Origin of the sequence: Zunongwangia atlantica 22II14-10F7 (genome assembly GCF_002094855.1) — a bacterium.
GTDB classification, from domain to species: Bacteria; Bacteroidota; Bacteroidia; order Flavobacteriales; family Flavobacteriaceae; genus Zunongwangia; species Zunongwangia atlantica.
Window position 1 is genome coordinate 141,445 of record NZ_ARYN01000008.1, and the last position, 23,855, is coordinate 165,299.

Below are 23,855 nucleotides of genomic sequence, written 5' to 3' on the forward strand. Positions count from 1 at the left end.
AATGACTTCAAGTAAAGAAAAAAAATTAAAATAAAAGAGACCTAAGTGACGGAAGGCCGCCTCTTAAGTCTCTTAAAAAGCATGACTAATCCTAATATCCTGGATTCTGCGTCAAATTCGGATTTGAAGTAAGGGCCACAGAAGGAATAGGGAATAGTACTCTAAATTCTTCTGTATTGTCTTTAAATTCCCAGGTAGAAGTGAATGTTCCAAATCTAATCTGGTCTTGTCTTCTCCAATATTCAGTATATAATTCACGTCCACGCTCATCTAGCATATCCTGCTCGCTTAATGAAGCTAGCGGAGTTGCTTCTCTAATAGTACGTAAATTATTTACCATTGTTAAGGCATCTTCTGTGCTTGTACCACCGCGCATAATAGCTTCGGCTTTCATAAGATAGGCGTCAGCAAATCGAAATACGATTACATGGCCAGTATAAGCACCATTTGATGGATGGTATTTAAGAACTCTAATACCGTTTCTTTCATTGTTCCCTAAAAGGCCTGGGAAATCTCTTGTAAATACTAATGGATTACCAGCTCTATCTGTAAGCTGCGAACCATCAGCTCCGTATTGTTGTCCTACAAGGAAACCTTTTCCTATAAAAGTTCCGCTAGAACTTCCATTTAATGGTACATAACCACGTCTTTCTTCCTGTCCAGATCCTGGTGTATTTACATTAGCATCACCTTCAAAAAGATCGTAGAATTCAGCTAAAGTAGAGAATCCATTCCATCCACCAGCTGCATTATCATCTGTTCCCTGTGCATAATGTAAGGTAGACCACATTCTATTTCCAGCACTTGAAGTTGTATGAAGAATAGTTTCTGAATCTGCAGAAGGTTCAAAGATCTCGAAAAATCCTTCTTGTAATTCAAAACCTTCATCCATTACTGCATCTACATGTTCTACAACAGCAGTCATATCTGCAGCAGCGGCTGAACCACTTCCTAAATAAATATGCTTATTAAGATATAATTTGGCCAATAAATAATGAGCTGCAGCTTTAGAAGCCTGTACAGTACCATCACCAGGACCTATGCTTGGCAAATTTGGCATAGCTTCATTTAAATCTTGCATTACATAATCAAAAGCTTCGCTTCTGGTCATTACCATAGGATTTACGTCTGGCCCTTCATCTACACCTCTAAATGGCACCTGGCCGTACATATCCATAACCCAAAACATATTGAAAGCTCTTAGAAATTTGGCCTCTGCGATTTGTTGAGCATTAGCATTACTCTCTGGCGCTATGATTTCAGTTAAATTAAAAATAGTAGAGTTTAATGCATTCCAGGTATTTAATACAAAGTTATGGTTTGCATCCCAGGTATGCTGGTGAAGGGTTCTCCAAACACCATTATCACCCCAGTCTGTTCCTCTGGTTGGGATTAATAATTCATCTGAAGTTCCTTCATTAAGACCATATAAGTTCTCGTGAGTTTCGATGTTTCCTCTAAGACTGTTATATGCGTTACTTAAAGATCCCGCAACATCTGAAACCCCAGTAAAATCTCCAGTGGTTTGTACACGAGATACAGAATCTGTATCATCTAGCTCCAGGTCTGTACACGCTGTAAAAGATCCCAGCGCACCTAAGAGTATTGAAAGTTGTATAAATCTATTTTTCATAATAATTTTTTAAAATGATACGTTCAACCCAAAAGTGAATGTTCTTGGCTTAGGATAAGCCGTGTAATCGATACCTGCAGATGGAATTCCATTTAATGCTTTGTTAGTATCAACCTCAGGATCTAAACCAGAATAATCTGTGATTACAAATAAATTCTGACCATTTAAATACAATCTTAAGGTATTAAACATACTACCTTCATTAAGATCGAAGTTGTATCCTAAAGTGGCATTTTGCATTCTTAAGAAATCTCCTTTTTCAAGGAATCTTGTAGAAACATCTGGAGCGTTAGAAGCTGCTTCACCGTTATTTACTACATCACGTGTCACATTACGACCATTATTTAAAGCACCTTTTGTGAAGAAGGCATTTTCAGTATTATTATATAGGTAGTGACCATACTGTCCCGCCATAAAAATGGATAGATCCCAGTTTTTATATTCAGCTCTTGTAGAGATACCAACGTTAGTAGTTGGTAATGCACTTTTACCTATAAATTTTTGTACATCTCCATCAGGATAAATACTCTGGCCTGATGCATCAAATCCACCAAACTCTCTTAAATAGTAGGAGAATAAAGGTTGTCCGCCAGCAAGTAATTGGGCAAATGCACCGGTAAGTCCTTGTCCATTAATTTCACCAGTTCTATTTTGCCCGGCATAATCTTCAACCATGTTATCATTGTAGGCGATGTTGAAACCAAAGTTCCAGAACCAATCGTCGTTATCTACAATATTATAATCGATCGCAAATTCAACCCCTTTGTTAATTACGTGAGCATCTAAGTTTTGATACACGAAAGGTTGAGGCGATGGTTGCGCCGAGAATACTTGGATAAGAAGATCTGTTGTATTCTTATAGTAGAAATCTAAAGATCCGCTTAATCTATCCTGCATAAACCCAAAGTCTAAACCAAGGTTGGTTTGGCTTGTTTCTTCCCACTGTAAATCTGGGTTTGCAAAAGAAACCTGAGTCACACCTGGGCGGTTAATATTGCCGTTATCCTGAATTCCGAATCCTGCATATCGCTCTCTAACCGTATACTGATTGTAAGGAATTTCCTGGTTACCAGTGATACCATAACCTAGTCTAAGTTTAAGAGTAGAGAAGGTGTCTGGAATAAAATCTTCTTCTGCTAATTGCCATGCAAAAGCTCCAGAAGGGAATACCCCATATTTATTGTTTCCTCCAAATCTTGTAGAACCATCGGCTCTTACTGTTGCAGTGAATAAGTATTTTCCTGCAAGCTCATAATTTACACGAGCAAAATAAGACTGTAATTCATCTGTAGTATTAAAACTATCATAAGCTACAGAAGTTGGCCCAATCCCAGATGGAGAAGTTAAATCTTCAGTAGCAATATTTGGGAACAATCTGGTTACAAAGAAACCATTAGGATCGTATCCATATTGCTGATAAGAACCAGAAATATTGTTTCTTAAAATATTATTTGCAGCACTTAAGCTACTTGTCATCGCACCTAAATCTTCACTCTGGAAGCCAAAACCGCTAACATTGTATCCTTTTCTTTCAAAATCCTGGAAGGAGTAACCAACCAATGCTTCAAACTTCGAGTTTTCAAACATCTTTTGGTAATTCAAAGTGAATTCCACTAATCGGTTTGTAGCTTCTACCTGGTTTAAATTTCCACGACCATTTCCTGGTACACCAGATTGAATTCCTGTTAAACCTCCAGATACGGCAGCTTCTCTATTAGATTCAGACGTATCGTAACCTAAGTTTAATTTTGCATCTAAGCCTTCAAAAATCTCATAATCTACAGAGAAGTTTAAAAGTACACGATCGGTTTCAGATTCGTCTGAGGTAAACTTCAGTAACGCCAAAGGATTAATAATACTTCCCAATGGCTGAAAGTCTGGATCTGCAGGGAATGTTGGATTTGCCTGATAAGCAGATCCTAATAAATCTCCCTGGAAACCTGCATTATTAGAAATAGGCGCTCTGGTATCGTTTACTCTGGATAAAGTAGACTGTAAGTTCAGTTTTAATTTATCATTGAATAAACGCTGAGTAATATTAAATCTCCCTGAAAGACGCTCTAAGGCAGAGTTTTCTACAATACCTTCCTGGTCTGCATAGCTTAAAGAAGCCCTATAGTTACCAGAATTGTATGAATCTGCATACGATAGGTTGTGAATTTGCGAGAATGCAGTTCTTGTGATTTCATCCTGAAAATCTGTGTTACCACCCTGATCTAAAACAGCAAGATCTCCACCAAGATCTGAAACTGCAGCCAAGTATTCGTCTCTATCTAATAAATCATACTCGTTAGCTGGAGAAGCTAAGCTTAAAGTAGTACCATAATCCAGTCTACCTTTACTTCCTCTACCAGATTTTGTAGTAATAATTACTACGCCGTTCGCACCACGAGACCCATAAATTGCAGTTGCAGAAGCATCTTTTAAAACACTCATGCTTTCGATATCTGCAGGGTTTAGGAAGTTAAGTGGGTTTTTTGCTGAACTTGATCCAAATCCAACATCGTCTCCACCAGAAGAAACCTCGTTTCCTGCTAATGGAACACCATCTACAACAAATAATGGATTGTTACCACCTCTTACAGAAGATGTACCACGAATCCTTATGTTTACACCGCCTCCTGGCTCACCACTAGTTGTAGTGATCTGTAAACCTGCAGTTTTACCCTGGATTAATTCTTCAGGTGAAGAAATAACTCCCTGGTTAAAATCTTCAGCAGAAACGGTTGCTACTGCTCCTGTAGCATCTTTAACGGTAGTAGAACCATATCCAATTACAACAACTTCACTAAGTGCAGCTGCGTCCTCAGACATTGTTACGTTAATGGTAGATCTACCATTAACTTTAACTTCTTGTTGGGCAAAACCAACAAAACTAAAAACAAGTGTTGCATCACTTGCAACATCGTTTAAAGTAAAATTACCATCAAAATCTGTGGTAGTACCATTAGAAGTACCTTTTACCAGAATGTTAACCCCTGGAATAGGCATAGAGCCATCTGTTACTGTTCCCGAAACCGTTTGCGCTTTTGCAAATGAAAAGCTAAATACGGCAAGCAGAAACAAACTGATCCTTAATAATCCTTGTTTCATAAAAATAATTTTACAGTTTGATTAACTAAACCTTATAATTTCCAGGTGTAAATTTAATAAAATTTCACACTAAAAATCAATAATTATTAATTTGAAAAGGTTATCGCTTAAGGAAAAATTAAAAATCAATGCTTAATTTTTACAATATGATAATTGTGTGTTTTTAACACTTATTTGAAGGATCTCAATATTGGTGCGGCATCAGCAGATTTTAACACAAAATAAGCGTAATCGTAACGTTTATGATTAAAATTGTTGAAAACTATGTAAAAAAATATTGAAAATTCCTATTTGACGGCTATTTTAAGGTCTTTTTCGGCAATTTTAACCGCTATTTTTTGAGTGTTTTCGATAAATTCTCCATCAATTTGGAAAGCAATAGGCTTTTTACATTTTATGATGGCCTGTTCTGTAGAAATGGTTTCAGCAAAGGCGGGATCAAATTTTACATCTTCTCTTAATGTGCCTAAAATTTCAGTAATATCTAGGTTTTTAAAAATGACGATTTCAAACTTACCATCATCATGTTTGCCTTCAGGATTAATCTTTGCACCAGTGCCATATTTGGTACAATTGGCAATAGCTAACATTATACCTTTATGATAAAAGGTTTCTCCATTCACTTCAACTTCGTATTCGTAAGGATATTTACTTTTTATTAAAGTTGGGATAGATTGCATTAAATAACCAAACTTACCTCGTATAGAGGCCGACTCATAATTCTTTATTAATTCGGCATTTAACCCAATATCGCTTAAATGAAGACATAGTTCGTCATTAATTTGTAGCACGTCTAAACTGGTAAAGTTGTCTCCCAGGGCAACTTCAATTTGTTGCTTTCTTTTTTCAGGAATACCAAGGTTTAAGGCTAATCCATTTGCAGATCCGGCAGGAAAAATGGCTATTGGTAAGTCTTTATCAAATAAAGCTTCAGCAACAATCTTAACAGTGCCGTCACCACCAACAACTAAAACCCGTTCAGGGCTAGTTTTATCGATTTCAGCTTTAATTTTTTTAATATCATTTTCTCCTTTGGTTTTAAAGAGATGAAATTTGCAGTTATTTTGTTCAACTGCACGTCGTACTTCTTTGATAAGATCGTCTTTTTCTTCGCCGCCCGAGATTGGGTTTACGACCATTAAAATATTCCTAAAGTCTGCCATATCATTATAATTGCGACTAAAATTAACTAATTTGGAGCTAGGCTATTCTTTATAAAAAATTAAAAAATTTGAAACTTGACTTAAAACTTTATCGTGGCTATGTAAATGATCAGGAATTGGTGGTTTTTGGTCACCTTTTTAAAAGTTGGGCGCCAGATAAATATCGTTTAGACCGTAAAGGCATAAAACATACTTCGGCTATTATCCATAAATTCAGAATAAAACCATTGTCTAATTATGAGCTTCATCTTTGTTTCAAAGGCAAAGAATGGAAAACCAAAACTATGGAAGATGGTTATTTTAGGTTTACGGTTCCTTTTGAAGAAGAATTAGAAAGTGGTTGGCACCAATATGAGGTAGTCGCAAAAATGGAAGATAAATTTGGGATTATCGAAAAAGGAGAGTTACTAAAACCTTATGATAGTCAGCTTGGGATTATATCAGATATCGACGATACTTTTTTAATTTCTCACAGCAACAGCTTTTTTAAAAAGCTATATGTGATGTTGTCTAAAAATGTAAACCGACGAAAGGTTTTTGATGATGTGGTAGATCATTATAAGGCATTAAGCAAAGCGGGGCAGGATAGTGAGGAATCTTCTAATTCTTTTTTCTTTGTTTCGAGCAGCGAGTGGAATTTATACGATTTTATAGTTGAATTTGCCGATATGCACGATCTGCCAAAAGCCGTAATTAAGCTGAAGAAAATTAAAACCGGAATTTCAGATTTTATAAAAACGGGTAGGGGAAATCATGATCATAAATTTCAGAAGGTAAAAGATATTATCTCATTTTATCCAAATTTAGAGTATGTTTTACTTGGCGATGATTCCCAGCAGGATGTACACATTTACGAGCGCATTTGTAAAACCTATCCAGCCAATGTAAAATCTATTTATATTCGACAAACCGGTAAGGAGCAAAAGGAAGAAGTGAGTGAAATTTTAAACAATATTGAAAGTTTAGACGTTAGCACCTGCTATTTTAAAGACAGCGAGCAGGCGATTAAGCATTCTAAAAAACTAGAAATTATTTAAGCTGAAATTGGTGGTTTTTTGAATATATTTTTTTTAGGTTTCGTTAGTCTTACCTAGATGAATTCAAAAATTTAGATCCATGTAATTGTTGATATTATCGATTTTTAGATCACTTTTTAGAAGCGGAATCCTATCTTCGCATTCCGCTAAAATTTTTATTGTGAATTTAGATCAATTTGTAATCAAAAAGCTTGGCCTACCGGCTAAAAGCGTTCAAAATACCATCAAATTACTTCAGGAAGATGCTACTGTGCCTTTTATTGCGCGCTATCGAAAGGAGCAAACCGGGAATTTAGATGAAACCCAAATTCAGCAAATATCAGAAGAGCTTCAATATTTCAACAATCTTGAAAAAAGAAAGCAATCTATCCTTGAAGCCATTGAAAATCAGGATGCGCTTACCGATCAATTAAAATCAAAGATCGAAAATGCTGAAAATCTTACGATTCTTGAAGATTTATACCTTCCATTTAAGAAAAAACGCAAAACCAAAGCTGATACAGCCAGAGAAAATGGCTTAGAACCTTTGGCGAAAATGATCATGGCACAAAACTCGCCAGATATTTATTCCGCAGCATCGAATTTCGTTAAAAATGACATCAATTCTGAAGATGAAGCGCTGGAAGGAGCAAAACATATAATTGCTGAATGGATTAACGAAAATCAATTTGTAAGAAAACGAATCAGACAGTTATATTCAAGAAGAGCTGAGATTTCTTCTAAATTTGTAAAAGCAAAATCTGCTGAAGAAGAAGCGCAAAAATTTCAACAATATTTCGATTGGGACGAACCTTTAAAAAGGATTCCGAGTCATCGATTCTTAGCCATTTATCGCGGAGATAAAGAAGGAATTTTAAAATTGAAGATCGAAGTCGATAAAGCGGATGCTTTAAAAATAATTACTGATGCAATTATCAAAAATCGACATTCATCATCTGCAACTTTAATTGAAGAAGCAGTGAGCGATGCGTATACCAGATTATTAAAACCTTCGTTTTTTACTGAATTTTTAAATGAAACCAAACTAAAAGCAGATGAAGAAGCAATAAAAGTTTTTTCGCTGAATTTAGAGCAGTTGCTAATGGCACCGCCTCTAGGTGAAAAACGAATTTTAGCGATCGATCCTGGATTTAAATCGGGTTGTAAAGTGGTGTGTTTAGATGAAAACGGGAAATTAGAGCATAATGAAAATATTTATCCGCATCCGCCACAAAAAGAGCGTAGTCTTGCAGCTAAGAAAATAAAGTCGCTGGTTAATGCTCATAAAATCGAAGCGATTTCTATAGGAAATGGTACGGCAAGCCGGGAAACCGAGCAGTTTGTAGAATCGATTCCTTTTGATCGTGATCTCGAAGTTTATGTGGTGAACGAGGCAGGAGCTTCGGTATATTCTGCTTCAAAAGTAGCACGGGAAGAGTTTCCTAATTACGATATTACGGTTCGTGGAGCTGTTTCTATTGGTAGAAGATTAAGTGATCCTTTGGCAGAATTGGTGAAAATAGATCCAAAATCTATTGGAGTAGGGCAGTATCAGCACGAAGTAGATCAAAATCTCCTGAAACAGCGTTTGGATACCGCAGTAATGAGCACTGTAAATAAAATTGGGATCAATCTGAATACCGCGAGTAAAGAATTACTTGCTTATGTGAGTGGTTTAGGACCTTCTTTAGCTGAAAATATCATAAAATTACGTACCGAAAATGGTGGTTTTCAATCTAGAAAAGAATTACTTAAAGTACCACGTTTAGGAGCCAAAGCTTTTGAACAGTCGGCTGGATTTTTAAGAATTAGAAACGCTAAAAATCCTTTAGATAATTCTGCCGTACATCCAGAAAGTTATAAGATCGTTGAAAAAATGGCAAAAGATCTTTCCGTAGAAATTTCAGCATTGGTAGGAAATAAAAAGAAACTTCAGGAATTAAAATTAGAGAATTATATCACTGAGAATACGGGATTACCAACTTTGCAAGATATCTTGGCAGAATTGGAAAAGCCGGGTGTAGATCCTAGAGAGAAAATTAGTATGTTCTCTTTCGATGAAAATATACGTGAAATTACCGATCTTAAGAAGGGAATGAAATTACCGGGATTGGTAAATAATATCACCAATTTTGGTTGTTTTGTAGATATTGGTTTAAAACAAAGCGGTTTGGTACATATCTCTAAATTATCTAATACTTATGTTAGCGATGTGACCCAAATTGTGCGATTAAATCAGGAAGTAGAAGTTACCGTCTTAGATGTAGATTTGGATCGAAAAAGGATTCAGCTTTCTATGGTAGATTAAAATAAAAATCCCTGCAATTTGCAGGGATTTTTTTGTTAGGCGTTTTTAGTATCTTCTTCTTGGCCTAAATTCTTCCTGATTATAAAAATCTTCATCATTTCTAATTCGGCCTTTTCGTCTGGCTTCGATTTCAGCGTCAGATAAATACTCTTTTTCTCTAACCCAGTTTTTATCGTCGTCGTAAGTTCTGGCTGGTTTAAAAGCAGGATCTGGATGTCCTGAAGTTGCTCTTAAGTGCGCTCGTTCTCTTTCCATGCGCTCTTCAGTTGTTTCTTCACGATCGTGACGAACTTCAGACTTGTATTTGAGATTTGCTCTTTCACGCTCTATACGATCTTGGGTGGTTTCTCTTTCAGGATATGAAGTATAAGCTGGTGAAGGCGAAGATTTTCTAGCACTATATTCACTTTCAATATATTCGTCCTCCTTCAAAGAATCATGTTTTCCTTTAATTTCGTTAGGGCGATAATTTGCTTTATAAGAAGATAAAATTTGTTCTTCGTAGTTTCTTGAGATAGGTTCGCCGGTGCGGTATCGCTTGGTTTCTGCAAACGTATTGTAATCTAAAGAATTAGTATGAACATATTTTTCTTCTGGATGAATATAGATTAAACCAATTGGAATTATAATATGATTTTCACCATCTTTATTTATAAATTCTTTAAATCCCGAATCGTTATTTGCTGAAAAAGGATCGTGATTTTTATCGATTATCGATTGGTGTACTTCAACATCAACATAAACCACTTTTCCTAGATCTTTATTGGCAAGTAAATTATCTACTCTCCCAATACTTTTTGCATCACGATCTCTTACTTCCCAACCGCGAATATCATGATCGTTCTTGGCTATTTTATAATCGCCTAATTCATTTAAACTATATAAATGTTTCTCTTTGGTTTTCATAACTTTTTGATTTAGTAGGTTAACTGGTTTAAAACTCGAAGATTACTTTGTTTGAGGATGCCGAAGATGTTTGTGTTTCACTTTGGCCAATTTCTTCAAGGGAGCTATTATCCTCGGTATTATCGCTTTGCGCACTTCCGTAGAAATATAAGAAAGCCAATACGCCAACAACGATAATAACAATGATCCATGGCCATATTTGTTTCTTTTTCTCAATTCTTATTTCTGCCATAATAGATTTTATTTGGTTAATTGCTTTATAAAATTAGACAGGTAGCTTGCTAAATAGCATTAAGGAAAAAGTAAACTATTGTTAATTAACGAAGTATATAGAGCAGTTGCAAAAAAGTCATAAAAAAAGCGAAACCGGGAATACCAATTTCGCTTTATATAAAAAGTAGTCTGTTTTTATCTAAAAGTACCCGATGGAAATACCACTACACTTTCGTGACCATTTTCTCCAACGGCAGACACGCCAAAGAAGAAATTATCGATTACCACACCATCTAAAGTAAACTCGGTAACATCTTTTACAAAGCGGGAATGTTGCCATTGTGGAGCGGTAGTATCACGCCAGTAAATTTTATAGCCGGCAGCACCTTGTACAGCTTTCCATCTTAATTTGGTATCGGCTTCTACGATTCCGCCAATTTCAACTTTCTCTGGAGCTGGTGGAGCCCAGGCCAGGCTTGCCAGGTTTATAGCATTTACAGAAGTCAGTTTCTTTGCATAATCAAAATTAACGCCTTCGATCACATCGCCATACTCGATTCCGTTTTCAGTTCTAATATCCTGGTGCTGGCGATTATAGTTTTCGTGCGCTTCCATAATACGAACTCCGGCGAAACCAAGATCGTTAAAGGGACGATGATGTCCACCACGGCCAAAGCGGTCTAAACGATAGATCATCATAGGATTCATTTCTGGCATATAGGTTTTTGTGGTTTTATGAATGTAGCGCGCTAATTGTCTTGAAATACCATCTACTTCGCCACCGTAAAAACGTCGCATATTACGCTCTCTTTCAGTTTCGGTAGGAGGAACTGGTTCAGAAAATATTCTGAAATCACGATTACTAATCACACCGTCTACACCTTCAATATTCCCGATCATATCGTTATTTAAAATACCAATGATATCCCAGTTATTCTTTTTGGCGTATTCGGCTAATCCTTTACCGCCAAAAAGTCCCTGTTCTTCACCACTAAGACCAACATAAACAATGCTGTTTTCGAATTGGTACTTAGATAGTACACGAGCAGCTTCCATCGTGCCAGCCATTCCGCTTGCATTATCATTAGCTCCCGGTGCATCAATTTTAAAATCCATTGTATTGCTAGCGCGAGAATCGATATCACCACTCATAATGATATAGCGATTAGGATATTTTGTTCCCTTCTGAATGGCAACAACATTTACAACCCAGGCATCTTTTGGGATTCTGCCACCATCTTCTTTTTTTACAAAGTCCTTTTGGTAAAAAACATCCATGCAGTTACAATCTGAAGCTATATTGTCGAATTCAGATTTTATCCACCGACGAGCAGCGCCAATTCCGCGTGTATCAGAAAGGGTATCACTAAAAGTATTTCGAGTGCCAAAGCTTACCAGCTTTCGAATATCTGCTTCTATACTATCTGCCGATATTGTAGAAATTATGTCATAAATTTTAGAATCTGTTTCCTGCGCTTTTGCCTGCTTGCCAGAAAATACGGCTAGAGAAAGTAATAAAAGCGAAATTGGTAATTTTTTGAACATAAATTGAGGGGGTTTTAGGTTTGGTAATTTACGTAAACTTTCGCTGTTCCTGCAAATTAGAATATAGTACAATTAAAAAAGCTGCTCAGGATATCCTAAGCAGCTTTACTATATATTTAGCTAATATTACATCTTTGGTAAAAATACTGTATCTACAACATGTACAACTCCGTTAGATTGGTAAACATCTGCAATAGACACTGTAGAAATATTGCCACTTGCATCTTTTATTTTTAGCATATCGCCATCCATCATCGCTGTGATTTTTTGACCATTTACAGTTTCGAAAGAAGCCATTCCGTTACCTTTTTTAATAGCCTTCATGATTTTAGAAGCATCATATTTTCCTGCGATCACGTGATAAGTTAAAACTCCTTGCAACGAGGACTTGTTCTCTGGTTTAAGTAAAGTTTCTACTGTGCCGGCAGGAAGTTTTTCAAAAGCACTATTTGTAGGAGCAAAAACGGTAAAAGGGCCATCGCTGCTTAAAGTGGCTAAAAGATCTGCAGCTTTTACAGCCGCAACCAAAGTAGTATGATCTTTAGATTGTGAAGCATTTTCTACAATTGTTTTAGAAGGATACATTTCAGCACCACCAACCATTTTAGTTTTTTGAGCACTTAAATTGGTACAAACAAAAAGCACAAATGTGAAACTGAATAAAAATGATAATTTTTTCATGATAATAAGTTTTAGTTATATCATATAAACGAGAATAGGCTCTTGTTTGGATTTTTAAATTATCATAAAAAATGCTTAAAATATATAGATTTTTAAAGTATTGATGTTTTTAAATGGTTTTTTTGAAGATTTCCATAAGGTGTAATTTTAAAGAATAGGCATAAAAAAAGCCCCGCATTAGTTTCGGGGCTTATATAATTTAAAAATTATAATATTTAGCTAGCTTTCATTTCGTGAATTTCAGCTTTTGCTTCATTTATTTTTTCTTCAGACTTAGAAGTAGTAAAACTAGCTTTAGTTCGTGCTTTTAGAGCATCAATTTTATGACCTACCGAATCTGAAAAATCGGTTACTTTACCTCTTGCTCCTTTATAATAGTCATCACTAGTTTTAGCGATCGCTTTTCTAGTGTCTTTTCCTTTTTTAGGAGCGAATAATAAACCTGCGGCAACTCCTGCAGCAGCTCCAGATAATAGTCCTATTAAAATTTTTCCTCCTGATTTCATAGATTAGTTTTTATAGTTCGTAAATTATTGTATTGTAAAATTACTTATATACAGTATTATAGCCTTATTTTTCGAGTTAATCTTGATATAAACTTTATTGAAAATTCTCAATATTTTTAACAATTTTAGAAATCACTCATTTTAATAAGGTTTCAAAGCAGATTTATTTTAATCTAAAAACGATGTTAGAATTTCTCGCACCCGTTTTGTATCATTTACGTAATAATTTGCGCTAGTTTTCTTAATTCCAACCTTAACGGTATAAGACTTTCTTGGTAACTCTTCAAACATATATTCATCTGTCCAGTCGTCGCCTATCGCAAAGATGAAATCATAGTTTTCGCCTACCAATTTTTTAGAAGAAGCTTTTCCTTTGTTTACACCACTACTTTTAATTTCTAAAACTTTATTTCCTGCTAGTACACTTAAACCACGATTTGAAACCAGTCCTTTTAAAGTATTTGAAAGTTCATTGGCTCTAATTTCGCCAAGTTCTGGATCGGCTTTACGATAATGCCATGCTAAAGAATAATTTTTCTCTTCCAAAAACGTACCGGGTGTACGATCTACAAAGCTTTCGATCACAGGACGAACGGCATCCATCCATTCATTTTTTACATTTTCAGACAACTCCCATTCGCAATTCTTTTGTCGCATCCATGCGCCGTGTTCAGAAATTAATTCTATAGAGGTTCCTTTCCACCAATCGCCAAGTGTTTCTTTATCGCGACCACTTATAATTACTACATCGGTATTCTCCTGTGAATTAAGCTGAGTAACAAGATCGATAAGCTCCTGGTCTGGGCGAGCATCTTCAGGCTTGTCTACAAAATCAACTAAGGTTCCGTCGTAATCTAAAAACAGAATTCTTTTTTCTGAAGTTTTATAATCTTCTACTAATTTTTCTGAAACCTTAGGAGTGATCCTAATTGATTCAAAAGATCGACGATTATCTTCAGTATTTTTAAGGGCTTGCATAAAGTCCTTAGCCCATTTTTCTACATTGTATCTTTTTAATCTTTTCTGAAGTGTTTTATTTCGTTCAATCTGCTCCTCTTTTGGCATTTCAATAGCTTGTTTTAAAGTTAAAGCTATTTGCTCAAAGTTATTTGGATTAATAATTAGAGCTTCGTTCATCTCGTGAGCGGCACCTGCCATTTCGCTCAAAATTAAAACTCCGGTATGATCTGTTCTTGTAGCGATATATTCTTTAGCAACCAAATTCATCCCATCGCGAATTGGTGTTAGTAATGCAACATCGCAGGAAGTATACAGGTCAATTAAATTATCAAAAGGCATAGAGCGGTAAAAGTACCAGATTGGCGTCCAACTTACCGTAGAGAATTTACCGTTTATGCGACCGACCAATTCATCGATTTCACGCTTCAATCTTTGATATTGCGGTACATTAGATCGAGAAGGTACTGCCAGCATGACCAATCTCACCTTTTCAATAAATTCTGGGTATTTATCTAAGAAATATTCAAAAGCTCTAATTCTATTGGCGATTCCTTTAGTATAATCTAACCTGTCGATACTAAGGATCAATTTGGCATCTGGAGTAGCTTCCAGGTGAAGGTCCAGCCTGCGTTGTAATTCAGATTGTTCATCCTCGGTACCTCTAAAATGATTAAGTGCAGCATCTTCAAATTTCTTATAATCTATTCCCATAGGAAAGGAATCAACCTTTACAATTCTTTCTGGTAGTGTCACTTCGTTGAAATCAACTTTATGGCGTAAAATTCGAGTGACTGAACTTAAAAAGTGCCTTTCGTAATCGTAGGTATGAAATCCTATAAGATCTGCTCCCAACATTCCTTCTAGAACAGATTCACGCCAGGGCAATGTTCTAAAAACCTCGTAAGAAGGAAAAGGTATATGATTAAAGAAACCAATAATGGCTTCTGGTTCTTCGTCTCTTATTAATTTAGGTACCAATAGCAATTGGTAATCGTGAACCCAAACCCTGTCACCAGCTTCGTAATGCTTAAGAACTTCTTTCGCATATTTAATATTTACTTGCTTGTAAATTTCCCATGATGCATGTTCTGCTTCAGTGAATTCCATAAAATAATGGAAAAGAGGCCAGATGGTTCGATTGCTAAAACCATAATAAAAGCCGTCAACTTCTTCTTCAGTTAAGTTCACGGCTATACAATCTTCAGCTTTCGCTTTTTCCTTTACTTCTTCTTCCAGATGATCTGGTATTTCTTCCTCGGTTAAACCACTCCAACCAATCCAGATACTGTCTCCATCTTTGTGAAAAGATTTTAGGCCGGTGGCTAAACCACCAACACTTGGGGTGACTCGAAGTTTATCGTCTTCTAAAGCGATTTTCAGGGGTAGACGGTTAGAAATAATAATAGTTTTACTCATAATTATATGCTAATGCTGTTGTTGCCAATTTGAATTTTACTAAATTTCGGGAATTCATTTTAGAATACCATTCTTTTAAAAGAAATTTAAGATATATGGACAATTTAGATTACGGAATAATCGGGAATTGTAAAAGTTGTGCGCTAGTTTCCAAAACAGGATCTTTAGATTGGTGCTGTTTACCAGCATTTGATTCGGCTGCTGTTTTTGCCAAAATTCTAGACGAAGAAAAAGGCGGTAGTTTTGAGTTTAAAGTGAGTGATGATTACAATATCTCGCAAGAATATCTCTGGGAAACCAATATTCTATCTACTGTTTTTGATAATGGTGAAGATGCTTTTCAGCTTATAGATTTTATGCCACGCTATCCAAGAGAAGATGGTTCTTATTATTCTCCGCCAGATATTATACGTTTTTTAAGGTTATTAAAAGGGAAGCCTAAATTTAAGGTGATCTATAATCCTAGATTAGATTTTGCAAGAGAAGAAACTCAAAACGAAAATAAAGGAAACTATATAAAAAGTTATACCGTTAAAGGGAAATACGACTCCTTATTTTTCTACTCTAACCTGGATTTAGATGATATTCTTCAGCAAAGAGAGATCACGCTTACCGGTAATGCATATTGTTTAGTAGGTTATCATGAAAAATTAATTACACAGTCATTAGATCGCTCGTATCTTAAATTCCAAAGGACAAAAACCTATTGGATGAACTGGAGTGAGAAAACAACACGTTATTCTCATTACAGTAACGAGATTATGCGTAGTGCTTTGGTTTTAAAATTACTGAGTTATAAAAAATCTGGAGCGGTACTTGCTGCGGCAACTACTTCGTTACCAGAAACCATAGGAGAAGAGCGAAACTGGGATTATCGTTTCTGTTGGATTCGTGATGCTTCGATGGTGATAAAAGTTATGGCTGGTCTTGGTCACGTGAAATCGGCACGTGAATTTTTGCAATTCATTATTGATATTATACCAGATAAGGATGAAAAGATTCAGATTATGTACGGTATCGACGGACAAAAAGAACTTACCGAGCATATTTTAGATCATTTAAGTGGTTATAAAAATTCATATCCTGTAAGAACAGGAAATGCAGCTTATATTCAAAAACAAAATGATATCTACGGAATTTTGATGGAAGTGATCTATCAGCAATTCCTACAGTTTGAAACTTCGTTAGAAAATAGTGAGGAACTTTGGACGGTAGTTCGTGGTATCGTGATGATTGTTGAAGAAAACTGGCAAAAACCAGATAAAGGAATTTGGGAATTACGAACTGAAGATCGTCATTTTGTATTCTCTAAGTTGCTTTGTTGGGTAGCTGTAGATCGTGCCATTAAGATTGGTGAGGTGTTAAGAATGGGTATTAATGATACACATTGGAAAACACTTAGAGCTGAAATTTACGACGATATCTATAACAATGGTTGGAACGAAGAAAAACAGGCTTACACACAATCGTATGGATCACCAGATCTAGATGCAAGTACGCTATTAATGGAATCTTACGGCTTTATTGATGCTAAAGATCCACGTTTTATAAGCACTGTAAAAGCAACCGAAAAAGAATTGTGTAACGACGGATTAATGTATCGTTATAAAAACAAAGATGACTTTGGCTTACCGTCTTCCTCTTTTACGATTTGTACCTTCTGGTTAATCAACAGTCTTTATAAAATTGGTGAAGAAGAAAAGTCTAAAGCTTTGTTTGAACAATTGCTATCGTACAGTAACCACTTAGGATTATTTAGTGAAGACATCGATTTTGAGACTAAAAGATTGCTAGGGAACTTCCCACAGGCATACTCACATTTAGCCTTAATTGAAACCGCTGCAAACTTTAGTAAAGGACATGCTTCTGAAGAAAATGCGTTTAGCGGTTTTTAATTCTGAACTATAAAATTTTATTTTGAAGAAATTACTTCGGAATTATAAACTAAAAAATCCCCAATATTGAGTTGGGGATTTTTTATTGCTCTTTTTTATAGTTCTATTCTTTTCTTGCTGATGGATCTTCAGTTTTAGGACTAACCTTTTCTGAAGGATTTTGATCCTGCTGAGGTAATTCAACTCTGGTTCTTGGTAAACTCTGAGGATAATTTTGGTGAATAAAATCAATCAATTTTTCGCGAATATAAACTCTAAGATCCCAGGCTGTTGGCGAATCTTTAGCACTTACCAATATTCTTATTTGTACAGATTTTTCAGTTGCATCGGTTACCTGAAGCACATTTACCTGTTTATCCCAAAGTGGAGAACTTTCTAAAAGTCGGGTCAATTCAGCTCTAATAGCATCAAAAGAAACATTATAATCGGTATAAAGAAAAACCGTCCCCATGATATCTGCCGATTTTCGCGTCCAGTTCTGGAAGGTATTTTCAATAAAATAAGTAGAAGGAACCACTAATCTTCGTTTATCCCAAACCTTAACCACAACATAAGTAAGTGTAATTTCTTCGATCCATCCCCATTCGCCTTCAACAATAACGGCATCCTGTAATCGAATAGGCTGAGTAATGGCAATCTGTATACCCGCAAGCAATGTTCCAATAGCTTTTTGTGCAGCCAAACCTACAATAATACCAGCAATACCGGCAGAAGTAAGTAAACTTAAACCAACTTCCCGAATGCTTTCAAAACTCATAAGAGAAATCCCAATAGCCAGGATTATCAAAATAAAGATGACAATATTTTCAAGAATCGTAAATTGCGTATAAACCTTTCTGGCTTTAAGATTGTTATCTGTATTTACATCATACTTTTTAAGCAAACGTTCTTTAAATACCTTTAGAAAAACAATTAAAAACCAGGTAAAACTTATGATGATTCCAATAGTACTGGCGTGTTTTATAAGATTAATTAATTCGGTATTAGAAAACACGTCCTGAAAAAGACAAACTTTAAGGAATAATGAGATTAAAAAGATTAATAGAGGAATCCTAATTCTACCCGCCAAATTAACCGGAAGTACATTTTTTGGATCTTTTCCTATTTTTTTTATGATGAAAAAAGCAATTGCAAAGACAATTACAACTGCCAGAATTCCTATAATTAAGTATGAAGTATTTAATGCTTCATCGGTTAGCATGTCCTGGGCCATATTGGTAGATTTTGATCTTAATTTATATAAAATCAATTAAACCAGTCTTCTAGTTAAAATTACTTTAACTGAAAAGGTTTTCGCGATAACCACAGAAATCTCCCAAATTTTATTTTAATAGCTTATTGTCTTGCGGGGAATTCTTGAATTCTAACACGTGAAGTAGATAAAAATAATCCATCTTCTAAGTTACTTATATAACTTATTAATTCTTCGCGCAATTCACAATGTAGGTCCCAGGCTTCAACCGCATCCTTAGAACTACAAAGAAACCTTATTTGAATCGATTTTTCTGTTGTATCTACTACCTGAACAACAGGTGGTTTATTTTCATCCCAGCTTTCCTTAGTTTTTAAGATCTCCTCGAATTTTTTTCTAACTTTCTTTACATCGATCCTATAATCTGCATAAATACTAATTGGTCGTATTTGATGCGCCGAGGTCATCGACCAGTTTTCAAAAGTATTGGATATTACGTATCTTAATGGAACAACAATACGGCGCCAATCCCAGGTTCTAACCACCATGTAGGTAAAACGAATATCTTCTACGTATCCCCAATCGTCATCTATAATTACGGTGTCTCCAATTCGTGCTGGTTTTGTAAGCGCTATTTGGACACCGGCGATAATATTACCCAGTGTACTTTGCGCCGCAATACCAAGAATCACGGTAGCAACACCTGCAGATGCCATCAATGAAATTCCTAATTTTTCTAAAGATCTAAATTGAGATAGAACTACAGAAATTCCAAAGATGATCACGATAAAGGTAACTATTCGCCTTGCTACAGAAATGTAGGTCAGCATTTTCCTAGCTTCAGAGTTTTCTTCTACACTGGTGTCGCCAATTTTATTTTCAGCAACATAGAGCATAAAGTAATCTACCATTCTCATAAAAAACCAGGTAATAGAACCAATTACTACTATTAATAGAATGGCATATAAAGTTGTAGCGAAAGAACCGGCGAATGAAATCAGGTTATTCAGTAAAAGATAAAATGATAAAACACCTATTGCAACACCAGCCGGAGTTGTTAGTTTTCCGGCGATATTTTGCATCCATTGTTTCTTCGATTTCATTAAGAATTTTCGCAGGTAAAATGAAAATAATTTCCCTATGTAATAGCAGAGTAGAATAAGAAGTAAGGCTCCTGCAAATTTCCATACCGGCATAGACCATAGTTTTATCCTGGCCCAGTCTGGCATCATTCGATCTAATTTCCTGGGGCCATAAACCTTATAGAGTTCATCAATATTTTCTACAGTGTTGGGTGAGATTAGCCAAAATGCACCGTAATCTTTGTATTTAACTCTTTGCAATCTAAAAACATAATCTCTACCATCAAGGTCAACTTCGCCAAAAACGATACTTCTACGTGGATTTCCGGCTACAGCTTTATTGGTGCTGGTTTGTATATCGATTTGCCCATCAGGCCTATCTGGTAGATCATCCCAGTTTAGTTTCACACGTTGGTTAATTACAAAATATAGTTTTTCGGCCAGTAAAGCAGCATCTTTATGAGAAAGGTCAGATGGTAAAAGATTCAAATTTAGGGCATAAGCGGCATTCATGTAATCGTTTTCTCGAGCGCTTATTACGAAATGTTCTAATGTTGCCTGCGGAGTCTGAAAATTGACATTATTTGGCGGTAAACCTATACTTTCATTCAGTCTGTTAATAATATAATATGCCTCGTTATATTCATCTATAGCGTTAGGCCTGAATTTACCTTTATTTTTTGTTATAGGTTCTTTCGAAGGAAGTTGAGTGTTTTGACTACTATCGGTGCTATCTGAGGGATCTTGAGCAACTGAAATATTACACAAAAATACAGAGAGAAGTAGGCTGATTAAGTATTTGTAAGGCATGTTTCCAATGTACTCTGTTTTAGTGATGTAAATTATTAGTAAAGCGTTAAGAACATTAAAGAAACTGTGAATTTTTGTTGATTTTAGTTAAATGCAACCCAATTTTTATTGGCACGCCAAACGCATAAGTACACGGAGGCAGGACTCGAAGTTGTTTACTTTTCTTATTGAAAAATATTTTAAAAAATAAATGTCAAAATACTTATCTTACTTTAAATTTTTAAAATGAAAAATCTATTGATATTCCAGTTTTCAATCTTTTTTCTGATTTTATCAGGTGTGTACGGTCAAACCCTTTCCCCGATTGAAGATGGCGCCAAACCACAATTAATTTCAGATAAATTTGAGTTTACTGAAGGCCCCGCTTCAGATAAAATGGGAAATATTTATTTCACAGATCAACCAAACAATCGAATTTTAAAATGGAATGCTGAAACAGACTTAATTTCTGTATTTATGGAAGATGCAGGACGTTCTAATGGATTGTTTTTTGACGATAACGAGAATCTTTGGGCTTGTGCCGACGAAAATTTTGAGTTGTGGAAGATTAGTCCAAATAAAAAAATAGAGGTGATTTTAGATAATTTCAGCAATAAAAATTTTAATGGCCCAAATGATCTTTGGATCGATGATAAAGGCGGAATCTATTTTACCGATCCTTATTATCAAAGGGATTATTGGCAACGGACTTCAGCTGATATGAGTGAAAGAAGGGTGTATTATCTCTCTCCAGATCATAAAATGGTAAAAATCGCTGCGGAAAACTTTGTACTTCCAAACGGAATTATAGGTTCAGTTAAAGATGAAATTCTATATGTAGCCGATCGCTCAAAAAACAAGACGTTTAAGTTCAAAATTGAAGAAAACGGAGAATTAAGTCAGCGTGAACTTTTTGCCGAAATGGGTTCAGACGGAATGACTACAGATAATGAAGGAAATGTTTATCTAACGGGAGACGGAGTGACGATTTTCGATAAAAATGGCAACAAGATCGATCATATAAAAATTGATAAAAAATGGACGGCAAATGTCACTTTTGGAGGGAAAGATCAGGATATTTTATTCATTACTGCTTCAGATGCGGTATACAAACTAAAAATGAAAACCCACGGAATGCGTTGGTTTAGAAAATAAAAAAGAGGCCACCTGCTTAAAAGTGGCCTCCAACTTAACATAAACCATCAAAATACTTAAAAACAATACTTATTTTCAGCGATTAATTTATCGGCAATTTGGGTTCTTAATTTTACCACATTCGGGAAATTGTCGTATTTCGTAAAACGCTTTAATCCCATTAACATCATTCTCAATTCATCACCTTCAGCGAAAGAAATTATTCCTTCTTTAGCTTTGGCGTTAATTGTTTCAACGGCATTATAAAGATAAAGTTGCGACATTGCGATCTGTTCTTTTTGTGAATCTTCGCCAAAACGTTTCGCATTCTTTTCAGTTCTTAAAATAGCCGATTCTGCCATATACACTTCGATTAGAATATCTGAAGCAGCTAATAATAATTGCTGATGTTCCTCCAACTGAGGTCCGAATTTCTGAACAGCGCTACCGGCAACCATCAAAAATAATTTTTTCAGCTTTTTGATCATTTCCTTTTCTTCCGCAAATAATTCAGAATAATCCGGTTTATCGAAAGACGGAATACTGGTTAATTCGTTAGCTACAGATTGTGCAGGTCCTAAAAGATCTACGTGACCTTTCATCGCTTTTTTCACCAACATCCCTACCGAAAGCATTCGGTTAATTTCGTTGGTTCCTTCGTAAATTCTGGAAATACGAGCATCTCTCCACGCTGCTTCCATTGGCGTATCAGCAGAGAAGCCCATTCCGCCAAACACCTGAATACCTTCATCAGAGCAATTCTGAATATCTTCTGAACAGGCAACTTTCAAAATAGAACATTCTATCGCATATTCTTCAACACCTTTTAATTCGGCTTCAGAGTGAGAATTTCCATTTTCTAAGCGAATATTAATTCGGTCTTCGATATTTTTAGCTGCACGATATGAAGCAGACTCTCCAACATAAGCTGAAGTTGCCATTTCTGCTAATTTCTGTTTAATCGCACCAAATTGTGCAATTGGCGTTTTAAACTGAACTCTTTCATTAGCATACTGAACCGCATTTGCAGTAACGCGACGTTGAGCATCTAAACAAGCAGCCGCTAATTTGATTCGACCAACGTTTAAAGCATTCATTGCAATTTTAAAACCTTCGCCACGACCAGCCAGCATATTTTCTACCGGAACTTTAGTATCGTTAAAGAAAACCTGGCGGGTAGAAGAGGAGTGGATTCCTAATTTCTTTTCTTCTTCCCCGAAAGAAATTCCGTTTTCTTTATCGTTTTCTACGATAAATCCGGTGATATTCTTATCATCTTCAATACGAGCAAAAACGATGAATACATTTGCAAAACCGGCGTTAGAGATCCACATTTTTTGTCCGCTAATGCTGTAGTGTTTTCCATCTTCAGAAAGTACGGCTTTGGTTTTTCCTGAATTTGCATCACTACCTGCACCCGGTTCAGTCAAACAATACGCACCAAACCATTCTCCGGTGGCTAACTTCGGAACATATTTTTTCTTTTGTTCTTCAGTTCCGTAAAGTGTAATCGGCATCGTTCCAATCCCGGTATGTGCTCCAAAAGCAGTTGCGATCGATCCTGTAGCACCAGAAATATAATCACAAACCAGCATTGTAGAAACAAATCCCATTCCTAGTCCGTCATATTCTTCGGGTACAGCAACACCAAGAAAACCAAGTTCCCCGGCTTTCTGCATAATTTCTTCGGTAAGCGCGTAGTCTTTTTTCTCGAATCTTTCTTTATGCGGAATGATCTCACGATCTACAAATTCCTGTACAGAATCACGCATCATCTTTTGCTCCTCGTTAAAATCTTCAGGAGTAAAAATGTCTTCGCAGTTGGTTTCTTTCACTAAGAATTGACCACCGCGTAATATTTCTTTATCTGTTTTAGCTTCCATCTTTTTTATTTTGAATTTTGAATTATAAATGTTGAATGCTTATAATTCAGTATTGTTAGACATTATTTTTTGCTGTAATTATGATTTTTGTAATGATATTGATGATATGGTTTACTTCCTTTATTTCATCTAAAACATCGAGAGTTGTGAGCTCAGAATCATTCAGTAATCGTAACCAATATTTAGTTTCTCTGGCTTCTTTTGAAGCAATAGACATCTTATTTATAAAATCTCTTTTCGATTGAGCAGCCGTGGCTTCTTCAACATTGGCGCCAATACTTGTCGCTGATTTTAAAAGCTGTTTTGAAATAATAAACTCTTTGTTTTCCTGTAATTTTTTGAATAGGGAAATAATACTCAGAGAGAAATTGAAAGTTTTATCGATAATTATATTTTCTGTTTTCAAAGTTCTCCCATTTCTAATTCAACATTCAGCATTC

At 35.7% G+C, this 23,855-nt stretch carries 17 protein-coding genes; 4 read left to right on the forward strand and 13 right to left on the reverse strand.

The genetic code is table 11. From position 1 onward, the window contains the following. Positions 1-91: 91 nt before the first annotated feature. The 3 genes from IIF7_RS10230 to IIF7_RS10240 form a co-directional block, all read right to left on the reverse strand. Complete coding sequence (locus tag IIF7_RS10230) at positions 92-1,633, reverse strand: RagB/SusD family nutrient uptake outer membrane protein (RefSeq protein WP_084841589.1); 1,542 nt, start codon at positions 1,631-1,633, stop codon at positions 92-94. A 9-nt stretch (positions 1,634-1,642) separates the two neighbouring features. Continuing rightward, the gene (locus tag IIF7_RS10235; RefSeq protein WP_084841590.1) at positions 1,643-4,726 is read right to left on the reverse strand and encodes a SusC/RagA family TonB-linked outer membrane protein; all 3,084 of its coding nucleotides are present in this window, start codon (positions 4,724-4,726) and stop codon (positions 1,643-1,645) included. Positions 4,727-5,013: 287 nt separating this feature from the next. Next, the gene (locus IIF7_RS10240) at positions 5,014-5,889 is read right to left on the reverse strand and encodes a diacylglycerol/lipid kinase family protein (protein ID WP_084841591.1); all 876 of its coding nucleotides are present in this window, start codon (positions 5,887-5,889) and stop codon (positions 5,014-5,016) included. Positions 5,890-5,957: 68 nt separating this feature from the next. Here IIF7_RS10240 and IIF7_RS10245 point away from each other — a divergent pair, with 68 nt between their 5' ends. Together IIF7_RS10245 and IIF7_RS10250 are read left to right on the forward strand one after the other, a co-directional pair. Continuing rightward, complete coding sequence (locus IIF7_RS10245; RefSeq protein ID WP_084841592.1) at positions 5,958-6,926, forward strand: App1 family protein; 969 nt, start codon at positions 5,958-5,960, stop codon at positions 6,924-6,926. Between the two features lie 160 nt (positions 6,927-7,086). After that, positions 7,087-9,213: a Tex family protein gene (locus IIF7_RS10250; RefSeq protein ID WP_386275097.1), complete on the forward strand. Its 2,127-nt coding sequence runs from the start codon at positions 7,087-7,089 to the stop codon at positions 9,211-9,213. 45 nt (positions 9,214-9,258) lie between these two features. Here the strand turns inward: IIF7_RS10250 and IIF7_RS10255 are convergent, their stop codons facing one another. From IIF7_RS10255 to IIF7_RS10280, 6 genes are all read right to left on the reverse strand, one after another. Continuing rightward, positions 9,259-10,119, reverse strand: coding sequence for a PRC-barrel domain-containing protein (locus IIF7_RS10255; protein ID WP_084841593.1), 861 nt, complete (start codon positions 10,117-10,119; stop codon positions 9,259-9,261). Between the two features lie 28 nt (positions 10,120-10,147). Then, a complete protein-coding gene (locus tag IIF7_RS10260) occupies positions 10,148-10,351 on the reverse strand; it encodes a hypothetical protein (RefSeq protein ID WP_084841594.1) in 204 nt (67 codons plus the stop codon). Positions 10,352-10,527: 176 nt separating this feature from the next. Continuing rightward, positions 10,528-11,877, reverse strand: a complete 1,350-nt coding sequence (locus tag IIF7_RS10265; protein ID WP_084841595.1) for a M28 family metallopeptidase — start codon at positions 11,875-11,877, stop codon at positions 10,528-10,530. Positions 11,878-12,003: 126 nt separating this feature from the next. Further along, the gene (locus tag IIF7_RS10270) at positions 12,004-12,558 is read right to left on the reverse strand and encodes a fasciclin domain-containing protein (protein WP_084841596.1); all 555 of its coding nucleotides are present in this window, start codon (positions 12,556-12,558) and stop codon (positions 12,004-12,006) included. A 215-nt stretch (positions 12,559-12,773) separates the two neighbouring features. Further along, positions 12,774-13,064 (reverse strand): YtxH domain-containing protein, encoded by a 291-nt coding sequence (locus tag IIF7_RS10275; RefSeq protein WP_084841597.1) that lies wholly within the window; start codon positions 13,062-13,064, stop codon positions 12,774-12,776. Between the two features lie 168 nt (positions 13,065-13,232). Further along, a complete protein-coding gene (locus IIF7_RS10280) occupies positions 13,233-15,440 on the reverse strand; it encodes a bifunctional alpha,alpha-trehalose-phosphate synthase (UDP-forming)/trehalose-phosphatase (RefSeq protein WP_084841598.1) in 2,208 nt (735 codons plus the stop codon). 95 nt (positions 15,441-15,535) lie between these two features. On the opposite strand from IIF7_RS10280, the gene IIF7_RS10285 reads away from it, so the two are divergent. After that, on the forward strand, positions 15,536-17,335 hold the full coding sequence (locus IIF7_RS10285) for a glycoside hydrolase family 15 protein (protein WP_084841599.1): 1,800 nt from the start codon (positions 15,536-15,538) through the stop codon (positions 17,333-17,335). Positions 17,336-17,438: 103 nt separating this feature from the next. On the opposite strand, the gene IIF7_RS10290 is transcribed toward IIF7_RS10285, so the two are convergent. Together IIF7_RS10290 and IIF7_RS10295 are read right to left on the reverse strand one after the other, a co-directional pair. Further along, complete coding sequence (locus IIF7_RS10290; protein WP_084841600.1) at positions 17,439-18,548, reverse strand: mechanosensitive ion channel family protein; 1,110 nt, start codon at positions 18,546-18,548, stop codon at positions 17,439-17,441. A 122-nt stretch (positions 18,549-18,670) separates the two neighbouring features. Further along, positions 18,671-20,377: a mechanosensitive ion channel family protein gene (locus tag IIF7_RS10295; protein ID WP_245801612.1), complete on the reverse strand. Its 1,707-nt coding sequence runs from the start codon at positions 20,375-20,377 to the stop codon at positions 18,671-18,673. Positions 20,378-20,644: 267 nt separating this feature from the next. Between IIF7_RS10295 and IIF7_RS10300 the strand changes: the two genes are divergently transcribed. Further along, positions 20,645-21,553 (forward strand): SMP-30/gluconolactonase/LRE family protein, encoded by a 909-nt coding sequence (locus tag IIF7_RS10300; RefSeq protein ID WP_084841602.1) that lies wholly within the window; start codon positions 20,645-20,647, stop codon positions 21,551-21,553. 56 nt (positions 21,554-21,609) lie between these two features. Here the strand turns inward: IIF7_RS10300 and IIF7_RS10305 are convergent, their stop codons facing one another. Beyond that, positions 21,610-23,415: an acyl-CoA dehydrogenase family protein gene (locus tag IIF7_RS10305; protein WP_084841603.1), complete on the reverse strand. Its 1,806-nt coding sequence runs from the start codon at positions 23,413-23,415 to the stop codon at positions 21,610-21,612. A gap of 55 nt (positions 23,416-23,470) precedes the next feature. Continuing rightward, positions 23,471-23,821, reverse strand: coding sequence for a four helix bundle protein (locus IIF7_RS10310; protein ID WP_027883689.1), 351 nt, complete (start codon positions 23,819-23,821; stop codon positions 23,471-23,473). Between the last annotated feature and the right edge of the window lie 34 nt (positions 23,822-23,855).

What these genes read in the sequence shown, in the direction of transcription:
- IIF7_RS10230 (WP_084841589.1), bottom strand. Translation starts at nt 1,633, where the DNA reads ATGAAAAATAGATTTATACAACTTTCAATACTCTTAGGTGCGCTGGGA.
- IIF7_RS10235 (WP_084841590.1), bottom strand. Translation starts at nt 4,726, where the DNA reads ATGAAACAAGGATTATTAAGGATCAGTTTGTTTCTGCTTGCCGTATTT.
- IIF7_RS10240 (WP_084841591.1), bottom strand. Translation starts at nt 5,889, where the DNA reads ATGGCAGACTTTAGGAATATTTTAATGGTCGTAAACCCAATCTCGGGC.
- IIF7_RS10255 (WP_084841593.1), bottom strand. Translation starts at nt 10,119, where the DNA reads ATGAAAACCAAAGAGAAACATTTATATAGTTTAAATGAATTAGGCGAT.
- IIF7_RS10260 (WP_084841594.1), bottom strand. Translation starts at nt 10,351, where the DNA reads ATGGCAGAAATAAGAATTGAGAAAAAGAAACAAATATGGCCATGGATC.
- IIF7_RS10265 (WP_084841595.1), bottom strand. Translation starts at nt 11,877, where the DNA reads ATGTTCAAAAAATTACCAATTTCGCTTTTATTACTTTCTCTAGCCGTA.
- IIF7_RS10270 (WP_084841596.1), bottom strand. Translation starts at nt 12,558, where the DNA reads ATGAAAAAATTATCATTTTTATTCAGTTTCACATTTGTGCTTTTTGTT.
- IIF7_RS10275 (WP_084841597.1), bottom strand. Translation starts at nt 13,064, where the DNA reads ATGAAATCAGGAGGAAAAATTTTAATAGGACTATTATCTGGAGCTGCT.
- IIF7_RS10280 (WP_084841598.1), bottom strand. Translation starts at nt 15,440, where the DNA reads ATGAGTAAAACTATTATTATTTCTAACCGTCTACCCCTGAAAATCGCT.
- IIF7_RS10285 (WP_084841599.1), top strand. Translation starts at nt 15,536, where the DNA reads ATGGACAATTTAGATTACGGAATAATCGGGAATTGTAAAAGTTGTGCG.
- IIF7_RS10290 (WP_084841600.1), bottom strand. Translation starts at nt 18,548, where the DNA reads ATGGCCCAGGACATGCTAACCGATGAAGCATTAAATACTTCATACTTA.
- IIF7_RS10300 (WP_084841602.1), top strand. Translation starts at nt 20,645, where the DNA reads ATGAAAAATCTATTGATATTCCAGTTTTCAATCTTTTTTCTGATTTTA.
- IIF7_RS10305 (WP_084841603.1), bottom strand. Translation starts at nt 23,415, where the DNA reads ATGGAAGCTAAAACAGATAAAGAAATATTACGCGGTGGTCAATTCTTA.